Origin of the sequence: Pseudomonas sp. USTB-Z, assembly GCF_019691255.1 — a bacterium.
Lineage (GTDB): Bacteria > Pseudomonadota > Gammaproteobacteria > Pseudomonadales > Pseudomonadaceae > Aquipseudomonas > Aquipseudomonas alloputida.
The window spans coordinates 16499-33502 of the sequence record NZ_JAECZP010000016.1 but is presented as its reverse complement, the minus strand read 5'-3'; the positions used below and the strand labels follow the sequence as shown (position 1 = coordinate 33502).

16 protein-coding genes are annotated in these 17004 nt (G+C 61.9%); 14 read left to right on the top strand and 2 right to left on the bottom strand.

Features of this window, described 5'->3' with window-relative positions:
- The first annotated feature begins 31 nt into the window (after positions 1 to 31).
- The 6 genes from arcA (at position 32) to gltS (ending at position 6877) form a co-directional block, all read left to right on the top strand.
- Positions 32 to 1285, top strand: coding sequence for an arginine deiminase (gene arcA, locus I8746_RS18460; protein ID WP_221100924.1), 1254 nt, complete (start codon positions 32 to 34; stop codon positions 1283 to 1285).
- A gap of 69 nt (positions 1286 to 1354) precedes the next feature.
- Positions 1355 to 2365, top strand: coding sequence for an ornithine carbamoyltransferase (locus I8746_RS18455; protein ID WP_010952185.1), 1011 nt, complete (start codon positions 1355 to 1357; stop codon positions 2363 to 2365).
- 163 nt (positions 2366 to 2528) lie between these two features.
- On the top strand, positions 2529 to 3458 hold the full coding sequence (gene arcC, locus I8746_RS18450) for a carbamate kinase (RefSeq protein ID WP_221100923.1): 930 nt from the start codon (positions 2529 to 2531) through the stop codon (positions 3456 to 3458).
- A 56-nt stretch (positions 3459 to 3514) separates the two neighbouring features.
- Positions 3515 to 3883, top strand: a complete 369-nt coding sequence (locus tag I8746_RS18445; RefSeq protein WP_012051340.1) for a DUF5064 family protein — start codon at positions 3515 to 3517, stop codon at positions 3881 to 3883.
- 152 nt (positions 3884 to 4035) lie between these two features.
- On the top strand, positions 4036 to 5544 hold the full coding sequence (locus tag I8746_RS18440) for a sigma-54-dependent transcriptional regulator (RefSeq protein ID WP_012051339.1): 1509 nt from the start codon (positions 4036 to 4038) through the stop codon (positions 5542 to 5544).
- A 127-nt stretch (positions 5545 to 5671) separates the two neighbouring features.
- Positions 5672 to 6877, top strand: coding sequence for a sodium/glutamate symporter (gene gltS, locus I8746_RS18435; RefSeq protein ID WP_012051338.1), 1206 nt, complete (start codon positions 5672 to 5674; stop codon positions 6875 to 6877).
- Between the two features lie 61 nt (positions 6878 to 6938).
- Here gltS and I8746_RS18430 read toward each other — a convergent pair whose 3' ends face one another.
- Both I8746_RS18430 and I8746_RS18425 read right to left on the bottom strand, forming a co-directional pair.
- Positions 6939 to 7580 carry a DUF1109 domain-containing protein gene (locus I8746_RS18430; RefSeq protein ID WP_221100922.1) on the bottom strand — a complete coding sequence of 214 codons (642 nt, stop codon included), beginning with the start codon at positions 7578 to 7580 and terminating at the stop codon, positions 6939 to 6941.
- Positions 7570 to 8154: a sigma-70 family RNA polymerase sigma factor gene (locus I8746_RS18425; protein WP_012051336.1), complete on the bottom strand. Its 585-nt coding sequence runs from the start codon at positions 8152 to 8154 to the stop codon at positions 7570 to 7572. The genes I8746_RS18430 and I8746_RS18425 overlap by 11 nt, the downstream gene beginning before the upstream one ends.
- Before the next feature lie 224 nt (positions 8155 to 8378).
- On the opposite strand from I8746_RS18425, the gene I8746_RS18420 reads away from it, so the two are divergent.
- The 8 genes from I8746_RS18420 to gcvT all read left to right on the top strand — a co-directional run bounded on the left by I8746_RS18420 (position 8379) and on the right by gcvT (position 16976).
- Entirely contained in the window at positions 8379 to 8666 is a 288-nt protein-coding gene (locus tag I8746_RS18420) for a DUF2282 domain-containing protein (RefSeq protein ID WP_003255083.1), read from the top strand.
- A 16-nt stretch (positions 8667 to 8682) separates the two neighbouring features.
- A complete protein-coding gene (locus tag I8746_RS18415; RefSeq protein ID WP_221100921.1) occupies positions 8683 to 9516 on the top strand; it encodes a DUF692 domain-containing protein in 834 nt (277 codons plus the stop codon).
- Positions 9513 to 10286, top strand: a complete 774-nt coding sequence (locus tag I8746_RS18410) for a DNA-binding domain-containing protein (protein WP_221100920.1) — start codon at positions 9513 to 9515, stop codon at positions 10284 to 10286. Before I8746_RS18415 ends, I8746_RS18410 begins: the two co-directional genes overlap by 4 nt.
- A complete protein-coding gene (locus tag I8746_RS18405) occupies positions 10279 to 10746 on the top strand; it encodes a DoxX family protein (protein WP_012051332.1) in 468 nt (155 codons plus the stop codon). Before I8746_RS18410 ends, I8746_RS18405 begins: the two co-directional genes overlap by 8 nt.
- 303 nt (positions 10747 to 11049) lie before the next feature.
- Positions 11050 to 11433 (top strand): glycine cleavage system protein GcvH, encoded by a 384-nt coding sequence (gene gcvH, locus I8746_RS18400; protein WP_221100919.1) that lies wholly within the window; start codon positions 11050 to 11052, stop codon positions 11431 to 11433.
- Between the two features lie 11 nt (positions 11434 to 11444).
- Positions 11445 to 14300, top strand: coding sequence for an aminomethyl-transferring glycine dehydrogenase (gcvP, locus tag I8746_RS18395; RefSeq protein WP_221100918.1), 2856 nt, complete (start codon positions 11445 to 11447; stop codon positions 14298 to 14300).
- 150 nt (positions 14301 to 14450) lie between these two features.
- On the top strand, positions 14451 to 15827 hold the full coding sequence (locus tag I8746_RS18390; protein ID WP_004575653.1) for an L-serine ammonia-lyase: 1377 nt from the start codon (positions 14451 to 14453) through the stop codon (positions 15825 to 15827).
- Positions 15828 to 15854: 27 nt separating this feature from the next.
- Complete coding sequence (gcvT, locus tag I8746_RS18385; protein WP_221100917.1) at positions 15855 to 16976, top strand: glycine cleavage system aminomethyltransferase GcvT; 1122 nt, start codon at positions 15855 to 15857, stop codon at positions 16974 to 16976.
- Positions 16977 to 17004: the final 28 nt, after the last annotated feature.

Genomic DNA, 17004 nt, shown 5'->3' with positions numbered 1-17004 from the left:
CACGTCTTCGCTCAATTGGAGGAATGAAACCATGTCCGCTGAAAAACAGAAGTACGGTGTCCACTCCGAAGCCGGCAAACTGCGCAAAGTGATGGTTTGCGCACCGGGCCTGGCGCACAAGCGCCTGACGCCGAGCAACTGTGACGAACTGCTGTTCGACGATGTGATCTGGGTCGACCAGGCCAAGCGTGACCATTTCGACTTCGTCACCAAGATGCGCGAGCGAGGTGTGGATGTGCTGGAGATGCACAACCTGCTGACCGATATCGTGCAGAACAAAGAGGCGCTCAAGTGGATCCTCGACCGCAAGATCACCCCTGATACCGTCGGCGTAGGCCTGACCAACGAAGTGCGCAGCTGGCTCGAAGGGCTGGAGCCACGCCATCTGGCCGAATTCCTGATCGGCGGTGTGGCGGGCCAGGACCTGCCGCAGAGCGAAGGCGCCGAAGTCGTGAAGATGTACAACGACTATCTGGGCCACTCCAGCTTCATCCTGCCACCCCTGCCCAACACCCAGTTCACCCGCGACACCACCTGCTGGATCTACGGCGGCGTGACGCTGAACCCGATGTACTGGCCGGCGCGTCGCCAGGAAACCCTGTTGACCACCGCCATCTACAAGTTCCACAAAGTGTTCACCGAGGCCGACTTCCAGGTGTGGTATGGCGACCCGGACAAGGACCATGGCAATGCCACCCTCGAAGGCGGTGATGTGATGCCGATCGGCAATGGCATCGTGCTCATCGGCATGGGTGAGCGCACCTCGCGCCAGGCCATCGGCCAGCTCGCGCAAAACCTGTTCGCCAAGGGCGCCGTCAAGGAAGTGATCGTCGCCGGCCTGCCAAAGTCCCGCGCCGCCATGCACCTGGACACTGTCTTCAGCTTCTGCGACCGCGACCTGGTCACGGTCTTCCCGGAAGTGGTGAAAGAGATTGTGCCATTCATCATCCGCCCGGACGAAAGCAAGCCTTACGGAATGGATGTACGCCGCATCAACAAGTCGTTCATCGAAGTGGTGGGCGAGCAACTGGGTGTCAAGCTGCGCGTGGTCGAGACCGGCGGCAACAGCTTCGCCGCCGAACGCGAACAGTGGGATGACGGTAACAACGTGGTGGCCATCGAGCCGGGCGTGGTCATTGGCTACGACCGCAACACCTACACCAACACCCTACTGCGCAAGGCCGGCATCGAGGTCATCACCATCAGCGCCGGCGAACTGGGCCGGGGCCGTGGCGGCGGCCACTGCATGACCTGCCCTATCGTGCGCGACCCGATCGACTACTAACGTCCATTACGCCCGGCCGCACCCATGAAGTGGCGGCCGGGACATCACCGAACTCAAGGAGAAACTGTCATGGCGTTCAACATTCACAACCGCAACTTGCTCAGCCTGGAACACCACACCACCCGTGAGTTGCGCTATCTGCTGGACCTGTCCCGCGACCTCAAGCGCGCCAAGTACACAGGCACCGAGCAGCAGCACCTGAAGGGCAACAACATCGCCCTGATCTTCGAAAAAACCTCCACCCGTACCCGTTGTGCCTTCGAAGTCGCAGCCTATGACCAAGGCGCCAACGTCACCTACATCGACCCCAACTCCTCGCAGATCGGCCACAAGGAAAGCATGAAGGACACCGCCCGTGTGCTCGGGCGCATGTATGACGCCATCGAGTACCGTGGCTTCAAGCAGGAAATCGTCGAAGAGCTGGCCAAGTTCGCCGGCGTACCGGTGTTCAACGGCCTGACCGACGAATATCACCCCACCCAGATGATCGCCGACGTGCTGACCATGCGTGAGCACAGCGACAAGCCGCTGCACGACATCAGCTACGCCTACCTGGGCGATGCCCGCAACAACATGGGCAACTCGCTGCTGCTGATCGGCGCCAAGCTTGGCATGGATGTGCGCATCGCCGCGCCCAAGGCACTGTGGCCACATGACGACCTGGTCGAGCGCTGCAAGCAGTACGCTGAAGAAAGCGGCGCACGCATTACCCTCACCGAAGACCCGAAAGCCGCGGTCAAGGGTGTCGACTTTGTCCATACCGACGTGTGGGTATCGATGGGCGAGCCGATCGAAGCCTGGGGTGAGCGCATCAAGCAGCTCAAGCCTTATCAGGTGAATGCTGAACTGATGAAGTCCACCGGCAACCCGCGGACCAAGTTCATGCACTGCCTGCCGGCATTCCACAACTCCGAAACCAAGGTAGGCAAGCAGATCGCCGAACAATACCCAGACCTGGCCAACGGCATCGAAGTGACCGATGACGTGTTCGAATCGCCAGCGTGCATCGCCTTCGAGCAGGCGGAAAACCGCATGCACACGATCAAGGCGATCCTGGTATCGACCCTGGCTGATCTATAAGTAGCCCGCAGTCCCTGTGGGAGCGGGCGTGCCCGCGAAGGCGTCAGCCGCATCATCGATGATGTCAGGTCTGGCCTCTTCGCAGGCATGCCCGCTCCCACAGCGAACTCCGCAGCCTCCGTGCAGCGACAGTCCATTCATTCTTTCGCTAAAGGACATTACCATGCGTATCGTTGTTGCATTGGGCGGCAACGCCCTGCTTCGTCGCGGCGAGCCCATGACCGCTGACAACCAGCGCGCCAATATCCGCACCGCCACCGAACAGATCGCCAAGATTCACCCTGGCAACGAGCTGGTCATCGCCCACGGCAACGGCCCGCAAGTGGGTCTGCTGTCGCTTCAGGCCCTGTCGTACAAGCCAGATGAGGCCTACCCGCTGGACGTGCTGGGTGCCGAAACCGAAGGCATGATCGGCTACATGATCGAACAGGAACTGGGCAACCTGCTGGACTTTGAAGTGCCGTTCGCCACCCTGCTGACCCAGGTGGAAGTGGACGCCAACGACCCTGCCTTCAAGGACCCGACCAAGTTCATCGGCCCGGTTTACAGCAAGGATGAGGCCGAGCGCCTGGCCAAAGAGAAAGGCTGGGTGGTCAAGGCGGATGGCGATAAATACCGCCGCGTGGTGGCCAGCCCGAAACCCAAGCGCATCTTCGAAATTCGCCCGATCAAGTGGCTGCTGGAAAAAAGCAGCATCGTAATTTGCGCAGGCGGTGGCGGCATCCCCACCCTGTACGATGAAAACCGCAAGCTCAAAGGCATCGAGGCGGTGATCGACAAAGACCTGTGCTCGGCGCTGCTGGCCGAGCAATTGGAAGCCGACCTTCTGATTATCGCCACCGACGTCGATGCAGCCTACATTGACTGGGGCAAGCCGACGCAGAAGGCCATCGCCCAGGCCCACCCGGACGCGTTGGAAACGCTGGGGTTTGCCGCCGGCTCCATGGGGCCGAAAGTGCAGGCTGCCTGCGACTTTGCCCGCAACACCGGCAAGGTGGCGGTGATCAGTTCGCTGGAGAACATCGAAGACATCGTCAAAGGCACGGCCGGCACTCGGGTTTCCACCGAGAAGCCGGGGATCAGCTACCGTTGAATGCAGTCGGCGGGCTTACGCGGCCCGCCATTTTCGACCTTCCAAAGGAGATAGCCATGGCCCAGTATCAGCCCGGTCATGTACACATCGAGCGCTCTGCGCTGAACAACGCCGACCACAGCTATGACCTGAACATCGAGTACGAGGCCGTGTCGGACCCCAAGGAAGGCAGAGGCATTCAGTTCCACATGCATGGCAGCATCGAAGGCAAGACGGTGGAAGAAAAGTTCTTCCTGGCCAAGGACCAGGCCTTGCCCAGCTTCCTCATGTTACTGACCCGCAAGGCGCAGTCGTATCTGGCGCCGCCGAAGAAATTCGAGACCCTGAGTTCGCCGCACAAGCTCTATGACCATATGTTTGCGGACATCCGCGAAAAGCTCGAGGTGAAATCGGGCGACCCGATCAAACCTGAACATCTGGAGTGACCCTTTTCGCGAGCAAGCCCGCCCCCGCATGGACAGCAGCAACCTTGTGGGAGTGGGAGCGGGCGCGCCCGCGAATGCGCCACCGCCGACCTTGGGCCTGAACCCCGTCTCAGGGCATACTGGCGGCCTCCGTCGCCAACTGTTCGAACCCCATGCGCATCCACGTCAGCTTCATCGACCGCGTCGGCATCACCCAGGAAGTCCTCGCCCTGCTCGGTGCCCGCAACCTCAACCTGGACGCCGTGGAGATGGTCCCGCCGAACGTCTACATCGACGCCCCCACCCTCAGCCCCGCCGTACTCGAAGAACTGCACGACGCGCTGTTCGAAGTACAGGGTGTGCAATCGGTGGACGTGGTCGACATCCTCCCCGGCCAGCGCCGCCACCTGCAGCTCGATGCCCTGCTGGCCGCCATGAGCGACCCGGTGCTGGCGGTAGACAGCGCAGGCCTGGTGCTGTTGGCCAACCCGGCGCTGATCGAACTGTGCGGCCGCGAATCTGCCGGGCGCTCGGTGGGTGAGCTGTTTGGCGACCCCGCGCTGCTGCAAGCGCTGCTGGACAACAACTTCCACCTGCCCATGCGCGAAATGCAGCTGAACGGCCATAGCCTGCTGCTGGACGCCATGCCGATTACCAACGCCGGTGGCCTGCTGACGCTGTACCCCCCCTCGCGCATGGGCGAACGCCTGTCGGCCTTGCACCACGACCACGCCGAAGGCTTCGATGCCTTGCTGGGCGAGTCGCCGGCCATCCGCACCCTCAAGGCCCGCGCCTTACGCGTGGCTGCGCTCGATGCACCGCTGCTGGTGCATGGCGAGACCGGCACCGGCAAAGAACTGGTCGCCCGCGCCTGCCATGCCGTCAGCAGCCGCCATGCGGCCCCGTTCCTGGCGCTGAACTGCGCCGCGCTGCCCGAGAGCCTGGCCGAAAGCGAGCTGTTCGGCTACGCGCCCGGGGCCTTTACCGGCGCGCAACGAGGTGGCAAGCCTGGGCTGATGGAACTGGCCAACCAGGGCACCGTGTTTCTCGATGAAATTGGTGAAATGTCGCCCTACCTGCAGGCCAAGCTGCTGCGTTTTCTCAGCGATGGCAGCTTCCGCCGGGTGGGTGGCGACCGTGAAGTGAAGGTGGATGTGCGCATCATCAGCGCCACCCACCGCGATCTGGAGCGCATGGTCGCCGAAGGCAGCTTTCGCGAAGACCTGTTCTACCGCCTGAACGTGCTTAACCTGGAGGTACCGCCGCTTCGCGACCGTGGCCAGGACATCCTGATGCTGGCGCACTTCTTCATGCAGCAGGCGTGCACACAGATCCAGCGCCCAGCCTGTCGGCTGACCCCCTCCACCCATTCGGCACTGCTGGCCAACCCTTGGCCGGGCAATGTGCGCCAATTGCAGAACGTGATCTTCCGCGCCGCGGCTATCTGCGAGGGCAACCTGGTGGATATCGGTGACCTGGACATCGCCGGCACCTCGGTGGCACGCGGGCAAGATGGCGAAGTGGCCAGCCTGGAACAGGCTGTAGGTGATTTCGAGCGCGAGCTGTTACAGCGCTTGTATGCCAGCTACCCGTCAACACGGCAACTGGCCGGGCGCTTGCAAACTTCGCACACGGCTATCGCGCAGAGGCTGCGTAAATATGGAATACCCGGGAAACCATGACGGCTGTGGTCAAAACCCATAATTGAATCGGACTTTTCCTAGCCGCTCAGCCACATGTAACTGGAGTGCTCCCCGTAGAATGGCGACATTGCAATTTTGCTTGTCACCCTGAACGAAGAGTACCCTGATGTTCGAACTCGATTTTTACGGGACACTGGTAGCTGCCTCGTTGGTACTGCTACTGGGACGCGGCCTGGTTGCACGCATTGGTTTCCTGCGCGCATACAATATCCCGGAGCCTGTTGCAGGCGGCCTGGTCGTTGCCCTGTTACTCCTGGCATTGCGCAATTTCGATGTACACGTCCAATTCGATACCTCGTTGCAAACACCGTTGATGCTGGCATTCTTCGCTACCATCGGCTTGAGTGCAGACTTCGCAAGCCTGAAGAAGGGTGGACGCGTGGTCGCCGTATTCCTTCTGGTGGTGACGGGTTTGCTAATGGTTCAGAACGCCATGGGCATCGGCCTGGCAACAGCACTGGGGCTCGACCCGCTGATGGGCCTGCTGGCCGGTTCGATCAGCTTGTCGGGTGGCCACGGTACAGGCGCAGCCTGGGGCGCGACCTTCACTGAGCGGTTCGGCCTGGCTTCGGCTTCGGAACTGGCAATGGCCTCTGCCACTTTCGGCCTGGTGTTGGGCGGTTTGATCGGTGGGCCAGTCGCCCGGTTGCTGATCAAACGGGTCGAAACACCTGGCGTGCAAGAAGAGGCACCGCAGTTACCCAAGGGCTTTGAACAACCCGACAGAGAGCGCCTGATCACATCGTTTTCATTTATAGAAACCTTGGCACTTATTGCGGTCAGCTTACTGACGGGCACATTACTTAATGGCTTGTTGAAAGGCACAGCATTCGAACTGCCGACATTCGTTTGCGTACTCTTCGTCGGTGTAGTGTTGCGCAATGGGCTTCGGGCTTTAGGCGTTTACAAAGTATTCGAACGGGAAGTGTCGGTACTGGGCAATGTGAGTTTGTCCCTGTTCCTGGCCATTGCCTTGATGTCGCTCAAGTTGTGGGACCTGGCAGCCCTGGCGTTACCCTTCTTTACCTTGTTGGCCGCACAGACACTGGTCATGGCGCTGTTCGCAATCTTCGTGACGTTCAAGGTAATGGGGCGCAACTACGATGCAGCAGTTCTGGCTGCCGGCCACTGTGGCTTCGGCCTGGGTGCAACACCGACAGCCATCGCCAACATGCAAGCGGTGACACAACGCTATGGTGCCTCGCACCTCGCCTTCCTGGTGGTGCCGATGGTGGGGGCGTTCTTCATCGACATCATCAATGTCATCGTGATCAAGCTGTACCTGGCATTGCCCTGGTTTGTTGCGGGTTAAGCGATCTCACGCTCCCCTTGAATGACATCGTTCTGAGTGGCGTGGGGCCTGCCGGTACAGCCTACCAACGCAGCATGCGGGGGCCCCACCAGGCACCGAATACCGTCGGCAGGAGCATGCCCAGGACATACCACACACCCCAGAACGGTACGCCCATTTCCGGACAATGCAGGCAGTAGGCAACCGTTGCGGTCGAGCCCGCCAGCAGGCCACCGGCAGCGCCCGCTTGCCGTAACCGGGTGGGCGCCAGACCTTTCAGCGCCCAGAACACGGTGACAAAGGCCGGCACCGACAGCAACGTGATATTCAGTGCGCAAGTACGCCATGTGCGCCCGAACAACAGGTCGGCGCGCGCCTCCACAGGCGCCCCGGCGATGCTGACCGCCGCCCCGCACCAGACCAGCAGCAGTGGCAAGCCAAGCACCTTCCAGCCTGCAGCGCCCTTCCCTCCTGGCCTGGCCAAGCGGCTCGTCAACCACAGCCCGATCAACGCCAAGCTGGTTGGAAAGGCGACTTTGCCCCAGAACAACGGGGTTTGTGCGACCTCTGTGATATCACTGCGTACACCGTAAAGGGTAATTGTCAGCAGCAGTGCGGCGGTCAGCCCGCCCAGCACAGCCACTGCCATCCGCCTGCAAACGGCGTGGCGCGGTACTGGCCCTTCGCCTGCGGCCAGCAAGGCGATCAAATCGTCAGTCTTCATGGTTGTTGGCTCCTCCAATCAGCCTGGATAGCGCTTTCAGACCTCGATGTATCCCCACCTTTACCGCTGAACTGGAAAGCCCGGTAAGTTGTGCCGTCTCTTCGACAGACAACCCCTCCAGCTTGACATGAACAATCGGCAGTCGTTGCCGCTCTGGCAGTTGCTTGAGCAGCTTGGTCAGGTCTCGGCTGGCCTCGACTGATTCAACCTCCGAGACGGCAAACAGTTGCGCATCATCGTCCAGCACATCATGCCGGGCGTCGCGACGTGAAACACTTCGCAGATGATCCGCCAGCTTGTAACGGGCGATCGCCTGCACCCAGGCGGTCAAAGGCTGCTGCGACTGGTAAGTGTGGCGCGCGTTATGCACCGCCAGCAGCACATCCTGCACCATGTCCTCTATCTCGGCCGGGCGCCTGCTCAGACGGCTGCGCAGAAACGCACGTACATGCAGCGCAAGCGTGCCAAGAAAATCCTGATAGGCCAGCTGGTCGCCTGTCAGCCCACGAAGCAACAGTGCTTTCAACCGGGCCTCGCGAGCCTCGAGCTCATCCTGTGAGTTAGTTCGCTGCATGGGTCGCCTGGGTTACACCCTGAATACAATTGACTTGATTCATCCGCTCCCGGCGTGTGGCACGCAGGTGCTGCAAATATGCCACGCCCTTGGCTTCAACATCAGGTCGTGAAGACACGCCCTGAAAAAATTTCTTCCAAGGTTGTAACCCGTTTTACGCAAGGCACGAATTACTCCATGAGCCGCCGGTAAAGACCACGGCCACACGCTCAGGAGATTGACCCATGAAAACCCTCGCCCTCACCACTGCTGCACTCGCGCTCGCCTCGCTTGCAGGCGTTGCCATGGCGGCCGACAGCACGCAACCCGCAGGCAGTGGCGCTGCCATGGAAAAATGCTACGGCGTCGCCATGGCAGGAAAGAACGATTGCAAGGCCGGCGCCGGCACCAGTTGCGCCGGCAGTGCGAAGAAGGACTACGACGGCATGCACTGGAAAAACGTCCCCGCCGGCACCTGCACATCGATCAAGACACCTGCCGGCATGGGCTCGCTGACACCTCAAAAGTCTTGATCAGGGGAAACCGACCATGAACGCAGACGCACGAATGGGCGCCGGAATCAGCCTGAAGGCCGAGCACTACGACCAGGCGCTGGCGTGCAATCTCGAAGGGCTCTGGTTTGAGGTTCACCCGGAGAACTACATGGTCGGTGGCCCTCGCCTTGCCTGGCTGAACCGAATCGCAACACTTCATCCGGTCTCATTGCATGGTGTAGCCCTTTCGCTTGCGGCTGACGCGGCCCCCGATCAGGACCATTTGCAGCGTCTGCGCGCACTGTGCGATCAGATCGAACCAGTACTTGTATCAGAGCACCTGGCCTGGTCCACCTGGCAGGGGCACTACCATCCAGACCTGCTGCCATTTCCGCGCAGCAACGAAGCCCTGCAGCGCATCGCTGAAAACATCCAGCGATGCCAGGAGGTATTGGGCCGGCGTATATCCATCGAAAACCCCAGTCATTACTTGCAGCTGCAGGGCCATGACTGGGACGAGATCGACTTTCTTGACGAACTGACACGTCGCACCGGTTGTGGCCTGCTGCTGGACATCAACAACGTCTATGTGAGTGCTCACAATCTGGGGTTTTCGGCAACTGCCTACCTGGACCGCTTTCCAGCGCAAGCCATCACAGAAGTTCATCTGGCCGGGCACAGCGATGATGACCAAGGCAGCCTGTTGATCGACTCTCATGATGCGCTGGTGGCCGAGTCTGTGTGGGCGCTGTACCGCCAACTGGTTTCCCGTGTCGGCCCGCGCCCGACACTCATTGAACGTGACGACAAGCTTCCCCCGTTCACCGAGCTGCTTGCTGAACGGTCCATCGCACAGTCGATCATGTCTTGCCCAGGTGTATTGCCATGAACCTTTCCCTTGGTCAGTTCCAGCAAGCGTTCATCGAGGCGCTCTATTCCCGTCCTGCTCCCGAGCTTTCAGGAGTGACCGAACAAGCGGCGTTCGCGGTTTATCGCAACACGGTGTTGGCCGGCTGCGTGGATGCGCTGCGCGCTAACTTTCCGAGCGTGTGCACACTCGTCGGGCGCGCCTGGATGGATGAGACCGCGGCAATTTATGCGCGGCAATCCCCCCCCAGTGATCCCCGGCTGATCTGCTATGGCGCAACCTTCCCGGATTTCCTCGAAGACATTCAGTCACAGCACGCTGTGCCGTATCTGGCGGATGTCGCCCGCCTGGACCTGCATTGGACAGAAGCCTTCAGCGCGCCGTACGAAACGTGCCTGAACCTTGTCGAACTGGCAGGCATGACCCCCAGCGATCTTGATCACGGTTGCTTGCCCCCCCGTGCCAGTGCTCGCTGGTACTGGTGCGAAGCGCATCCTGTGTACACCCTGTGGCGCTGCGCCCGCGAGCAGGTTGCCTGGCCCCATGACCAGCCATGGGTGGGCGAAGGGGTGCTGTTTGTCGGCACCGCTGATGGCGTATGCCATCAGCCGCTGGGGAAAGGTGGCCATGCGTTTCTCAAGGCCTGTGCGGCCGGACAGTCGCTGATGCAGGCCTCGGAACTGGCGCGACACGCTGAAACCGACCTGGATTTCACCGAGATGCTCGGGCGCCTGATGACAGCCCAGGCTTTTCGCCCACTTGCCTTCACAGGAGAACACCATCATGGCTAGTGCCGACTTCACGCCCCCGGCCAGCAGCCTGCGGCGCGCCTGGAACCACATTGCACAGAGCCTCGAGCACCGTTTGAGCGATGACTTATTGTGCATGGTCGCCCGGTTCGGGATCGCCTCGGTATTCTTTCTTTCCGGGCGCACCAAAGTGGAAGGTTTACTTACCCTCACACCCGGCACCTATGAGCTGTTCCGCACCGAGTACGCGCTGCCGCTACTCTCGCCCTGGCTTGCAGCGCACCTGGCCGCCTACGCTGAGCACTTGTTCCCGCTATTGCTGGTGCTCGGGCTGATGACCCGGCTATCGGCGCTGGCACTGCTGGGCATGACGTTGGTGATCGAAGTATTCGTCTACCCCGATGCGTGGCCCACCCACCTGACTTGGGCAGGGCTCCTGCTGCTCCTGGTTGCTCGAGGCGCCGGCGCGTTTTCGCTGGATCATCTGCTGAAAGTGAGATGACCGAAGGCCATTGGCACCTCGCTTGTCCAGGCAACACGTGTATCGTTTTCGCTACGTCGTATCGAAAACGATACACTCCCTCCTCGCCGTCGGTGCACAAGGGTTTGATGCTCAAACCCTTTTCCGCCCAGAGGCACCTGTAACGATATCATTCCATACGAAAAATACGGCTTCTCCGTCAATTTACGTAACTTATTGATAAATAAGCATTTTTATAGGTTGGCCGCATTATTGCTAAGGGAACCTTACCCTAAGAGCGCGGCGCCACCGCGCCCCCAACGCCCTGCTTCCCGAGGATTCCCCATGAGCGAGTTGCGTTTCACTGAAGATCACGAATGGCTGCGCGTCGAAGCCGATGGCAGCGTCACCGTGGGCATCACCGCCTACGCCCAGAATGCCCTTGGCGACGTGGTTTTCGTGCAACTGCCAGAGTTGCAGCAGTATGAGAAAGGCAGCGAAGCGTCCACCGTCGAATCGGTCAAGGCCGCCAGCGGCGTGTACATGCCACTGAGGGGTGAAGTGGTCGAGGTCAACGGCCAGCTTGAAGACAGCCCGGAACTGGTCAACGAAGACCCGATGGGCGAAGGCTGGTTCTTCCGCTTCATCCCTGCCGATGCAGAAGCCGTAACCGCTCTGCTCGACCAGGACGCCTACGACCGCCTGCTCAAAGCCAACGACGACGCCTGAGGAATCCCGCCATGACCATCAACCTCGGCACCGCCAACGAATTCATCGCCCGTCACATAGGCCCGCGCGCCGCTGACGAACAGGCCATGCTCACTGCACTGGGCTTCGACTCGCTGGACGCCATGACCGCTGCGGTCATCCCCGACAGCATCAAAGGCACCAGCGTGCTTGGCTCGCACGACGGCAAGAGCGAGGCCGACGCACTCGCCGCACTCAAGGCCATCGCCGGCAAGAACCAGCTGTTCAAAAGCTACATCGGCCAGGGCTACTACAACACCCACACCCCGGCACCGATCCTGCGCAACCTGCTGGAAAACCCGGCCTGGTACACCGCCTACACCCCGTATCAGCCAGAAATTTCCCAAGGCCGCCTGGAAGCGCTGCTGAACTTCCAGACCCTGATCAGCGACCTCACCGGCCTGCCGATCGCCAACGCCTCCTTGCTCGACGAAGCCACTGCTGCGGCCGAGGCCATGACCTTCTGCAAGCGCCTGTCGAAGAACAAATCCAGCCATGCCTTCTTCGCCTCCGTGCATTGTCACCCGCAAACCCTCGACGTGCTGCGCACCCGTGCCGAGCCGTTGGGTATCGAGGTTGTGGTTGGCGACGAACGCGAGTTGGGCGACGTCAGCGCCTTCTTCGGCGCCCTGCTGCAATACCCGGCCAGCAACGGTGAAGTGTTCGACTACCGTGAGGTCGTGCAGCGCTTCCACGCGGCCAACGCCCTGGTCGCCGTAGCGGCAGACCTGCTGGCCCTGACCCTGCTGACCCCACCGGGCGAGTTCGACGCCGACGTGGCCATCGGCAGCGCCCAGCGCTTCGGCGTGCCGCTGGGCTTCGGTGGCCCGCACGCGGCTTACTTCGCCACCCGTGACGCGTTCAAGCGCGACATGCCTGGCCGCTTGGTCGGCGTGTCGATCGACCGCTTCGGCAAAACCGCCCTGCGTCTGGCCATGCAGACCCGCGAGCAGCACATCCGCCGCGAAAAGGCCACCAGCAACATCTGCACCGCCCAGGTGCTGCTGGCCAACATCGCCAGCATGTTCGCCGTGTACCACGGCCCTGCCGGCCTCAAGCGCATTGCCGAGCGCACCCATGCCCTGACCGCGATCCTCGCCGCCGGCCTGAAGGCGCTGGGCGTACAAGTGGTGGGCGCCAGCGCCTTCGATACCCTGACCCTGGCCACCGGCACTGCCACCGCCAGCCTGCATGACAAGGCACGCGCCCAGGGCATCAACCTGCGCCAGATCGATGCCGCCCATGTGGGCCTGTCTCTGGACGAAACCAGCACTCAGGCTGACGTCGAATCGCTGTGGCAGCTGTTGGGTGGCGAGCAGGCACAGCCTGATTTCACCGCACTGGTAGCCAGCACCGGTTCCCTGCTGCCTGCCGCCCTGCTGCGCCAGTCGGCCATCCTCGAACACCCGGTGTTCAACCGCTACCACAGCGAAACCGAGCTGATGCGCTACTTGCGCCGCCTGGCCGACAAGGACCTGGCGCTGGACCGCAGCATGATTCCGCTGGGCTCGTGCACCATGAAGCTGAACGCCGCCAGCGAGATGATCCCGGTCACCTGGGCCGAGTTCGGCAACCTGCACCCATTCGCCCCGGCCGAGCAGAGCCAGGGCTACCTGCAGATGACCACCGAACTGGAGGCCATGCTGTGCGCGGCCACTGGCTATGATGCCGTATCGCTGCAGCCCAACGCCGGCTCGCAGGGCGAATACGCCGGGCTGTTGGCGATCCGCGCCTACCACCGCAGCCGGGGTGAAGGCCACCGCGATATCTGCCTGATCCCGTCGTCGGCCCATGGCACCAACCCGGCCACCGCACACATGGCTGGCATGCGTGTCGTGGTTACCGCCTGTGACGCCCGTGGCAACGTCGATGTCGAGGACCTGCGCGCCAAAGCCATCGAGCACCGCGAGCGCCTGGCCGCAATCATGATCACCTACCCGTCGACCCACGGCGTGTTCGAGGAAGCGATCGGCGAAATCTGCGCGATCATCCACGACAACGGTGGCCAGGTGTACATCGACGGCGCCAACATGAACGCCATGGTCGGACTGTGCGCACCCGGCAAGTTCGGCGGCGACGTTTCCCACCTGAACCTGCACAAGACCTTCTGCATCCCGCACGGTGGTGGTGGCCCGGGCGTAGGCCCGATTGGCGTCAAGTCGCACCTGGCGCCGTTCCTGCCAGGCCATGCACAGCTGGAAAACACCCAAGGCGCGGTATGCGCTGCGCCGTTCGGTAGCGCCAGCATCCTGCCGATCACATGGATGTATATCCGCATGATGGGCGGTGCCGGCCTCAAACGTGCCTCGCAGATGGCAATCCTCAACGCCAACTACATCGCCCGCCGCCTGGAAGAGCACTATCCTGTTCTGTATACCGGCGGTAACGGCCTGGTGGCTCACGAGTGCATTCTCGACCTGCGCCCACTGAAGGACACCAGCGGCATCAGTGTCGACGACGTGGCCAAGCGGTTGATCGACTTTGGCTTCCACGCCCCGACCATGTCCTTCCCAGTGGCTGGCACGCTGATGATCGAACCGACCGAAAGCGAGTCCAAAGAAGAACTGGACCGCTTCTGCAACGCGATGATCCAGATCCGCGAAGAAATCCGCGCGGTGGAGGACGGTAGCCTGGACAAGGACGACAACCCGCTGAAAAACGCACCGCACACTGCGGCTGAGCTGGTTGGCGAATGGACCCATGGCTACAGCCGCGAGCAGGCGGTATACCCCCTGGCGAGCCTGGTGGAAGGCAAGTACTGGCCGCCGGTCGGCCGGGTCGACAACGTGTTCGGCGACCGCAACCTGGTGTGCGCCTGCCCGTCGATCGAGAGCTATCAGGACGCCTGATAGCCCCTCCCCGCCACCTGGCTTGGGTGGCGGGCGCTGTGTAGGCGCGGGTTCACCCGCGAATGCGAGGGTGGCTATACCGCCGCATTCGCGGGTAAACCCGCGCCTACAGGGCTCAACGTCCGCCCAACAAACTGGCAGGAGGTCAACATGTCACTGAGCGTCTTCGACCTGTTCAAGATCGGCATCGGCCCCTCCAGCTCCCACACGGTCGGCCCGATGCGCGCCGCTGCGCGGTTTGCCGAAGGGCTGCGCCGTGACGGCCTGCTGGCCCGCACCGCCAGCGTCAAAGCCGAGCTGTATGGCTCACTGGGCGCCACAGGCAAAGGCCACGGCAGTGACAAAGCCGTGCTGCTGGGCCTTGAAGGCGAACACCCGGACATTATCGACACCGACAGCATTCCCGCCCGCCTGCAGGTCATCCGCGACAGCGGACGCATCAACCTGCTGGGCGAACACAGCATTGCGTTCATCGAAAAGCAGCACCTGGCGATGATCCGCAAGCCGTTGGACTACCACCCCAACGGCATGATATTCCGCGCCTTCGACGACGCAGGCCTGCAAATCCGAAGCCGCGAGTATTACTCGGTAGGCGGTGGTTTCGTGGTCGACGAGGACGCTGCCGGCCATGACCGCATCGTCGAAGACACCACGGTGCTGGCCTATCCGTTCAAGACCGCCAAGGCGCTCCTCGGCCACTGCACCGCGCATGACCTGTCGGTGAGCCAGGTCATGCTGGCCAACGAGACCGCCTGGCGCCCTGAAGCAGAAACCCGAGCCGGGCTGCTGCGCATCTGGCAGGTGATGCAAGATTGCGTCGCGGCAGGTTGCCAGCATGAGGGCATATTACCGGGAGGGCTCAAGGTCAAACGCCGCGCGCCGGCCCTGTACCGCCAACTGAGCGGCCACCCGGAAGCCAGCCTGCGTGATGCCCTGTCAGTGCTCGACTGGGTCAACCTCTACGCCTTGGCGGTGAACGAGGAAAACGCCTACGGCGGTCGTGTGGTCACCGCCCCTACCAACGGTGCAGCGGGCATCGTCCCGGCAGTCCTTCACTACTACATGCGCTTCGTCCCCGGTGCCAGCGAGGACGGGGTGGTGCGCTTTCTGCTCACCGCCGCAGCCATCGGCATCCTGTACAAGGAAAACGCCTCCATCTCCGGGGCCGAAGTGGGCTGCCAGGGCGAGGTCGGCGTTGCCTGCTCGATGGCCGCCGGGGCGCTGTGCGAAGTGATGGGCGGTAGCGTGCAGCAGGTGGAGAACGCAGCCGAAATAGGCATGGAACACAACCTCGGCCTGACCTGCGACCCGATCGGCGGCCTCGTACAGGTGCCCTGTATCGAGCGCAATGCCATGGGCTCGGTGAAGGCCATCAACGCGGTACGCATGGCCCTGCGCGGCGACGGGCAGCACTACGTGTCGCTGGACAAGGTCATCCGCACCATGCGCCAGACCGGCGCCGATATGAAAAGCAAATACAAAGAGACCGCCCGTGGCGGCCTGGCCGTCAACATCATCGAATGTTGACCCAACAATGACAGCAAGGAGTCATCGATGTCCGAAACACTGCTCAAGACCCCACTGCATGCCTTGCACCTGGAACTGGGTGCACGCATGGTGCCGTTCGCCGGCTACGACATGCCGGTGCAGTACCCGCTGGGCGTGCTCAAGGAACACCTGCACACCCGCGAGCAGGCCGGCCTGTTCGACGTCTCGCACATGGGCCAGATCATTCTGCGTGGCGCTGACGCCGCCAAGGCGCTGGAAAGCCTGGTACCGGTGGACATCATCGACCTGCCGATGGGCATGCAGCGCTATGCCATGTTCACCAATGAGCAAGGCGGCATTCTCGACGACCTGATGGTTGCCAACCTGGGCGAGGACACCCTGTTCCTGGTAGTCAACGCCGCCTGCAAGGAACAGGACCTGGCTCACCTGCAATCCCACATTGGCAACCGTTGCGAGGTGCAGCCGCTGTTCGAGGAGCGCGCCCTGCTCGCCCTGCAAGGCCCGGCTGCAGTCAAGGTGCTGGAACGCCTGGCCCCAGAAGTGGCCGGCATGACCTTCATGCAGTTCCGCCGAGTAACACTGCTGGAGGTGGACTGCTTCGTCAGCCGCTCGGGCTACACCGGCGAAGACGGCTACGAGATCTCGGTACCGGTCAACGCTGCCGACGCCCTGGCCCGCCGCCTGCTGGCCGAGCCGGAAGTACAGCCGATCGGCTTGGGCGCACGCGACTCGCTGCGCCTGGAAGCTGGCCTGTGCCTGTATGGCCACGACATGAACAGCGAGACTACGCCGATCGAAGCCAGCCTGCTGTGGGCAATTTCCAAGGTGCGCCGTGCCGAGGGTGCACGCGCTGCCGGCTTCCCCGGTGCCGAGGCGATCTTCGCCCACGTGCGCGATGGTGTTGCGCGCAAACGTGTCGGCCTGTTGCCGCAGGAGCGTACGCCTGTTCGTGAAGGTGCGGACATTGTCGACGCAAACGATAAACCCGTAGGTAAAGTGTGCAGCGGGGGCTTTGGCCCGACACTCGCCGCACCTGTCGCAATGGGTTATATCGATAGTGAACATGCTGCACTCGACACCGAGCTGTTTGCCGTGGTGCGTGGAAAGAAGGTGGCCTTGAAAGTCAGCAAAATGCCTTTCGTGACACCACGTTACTACCGTGGCTGAAACAGCTTTGTGAAGGTTTTGGGCAGCG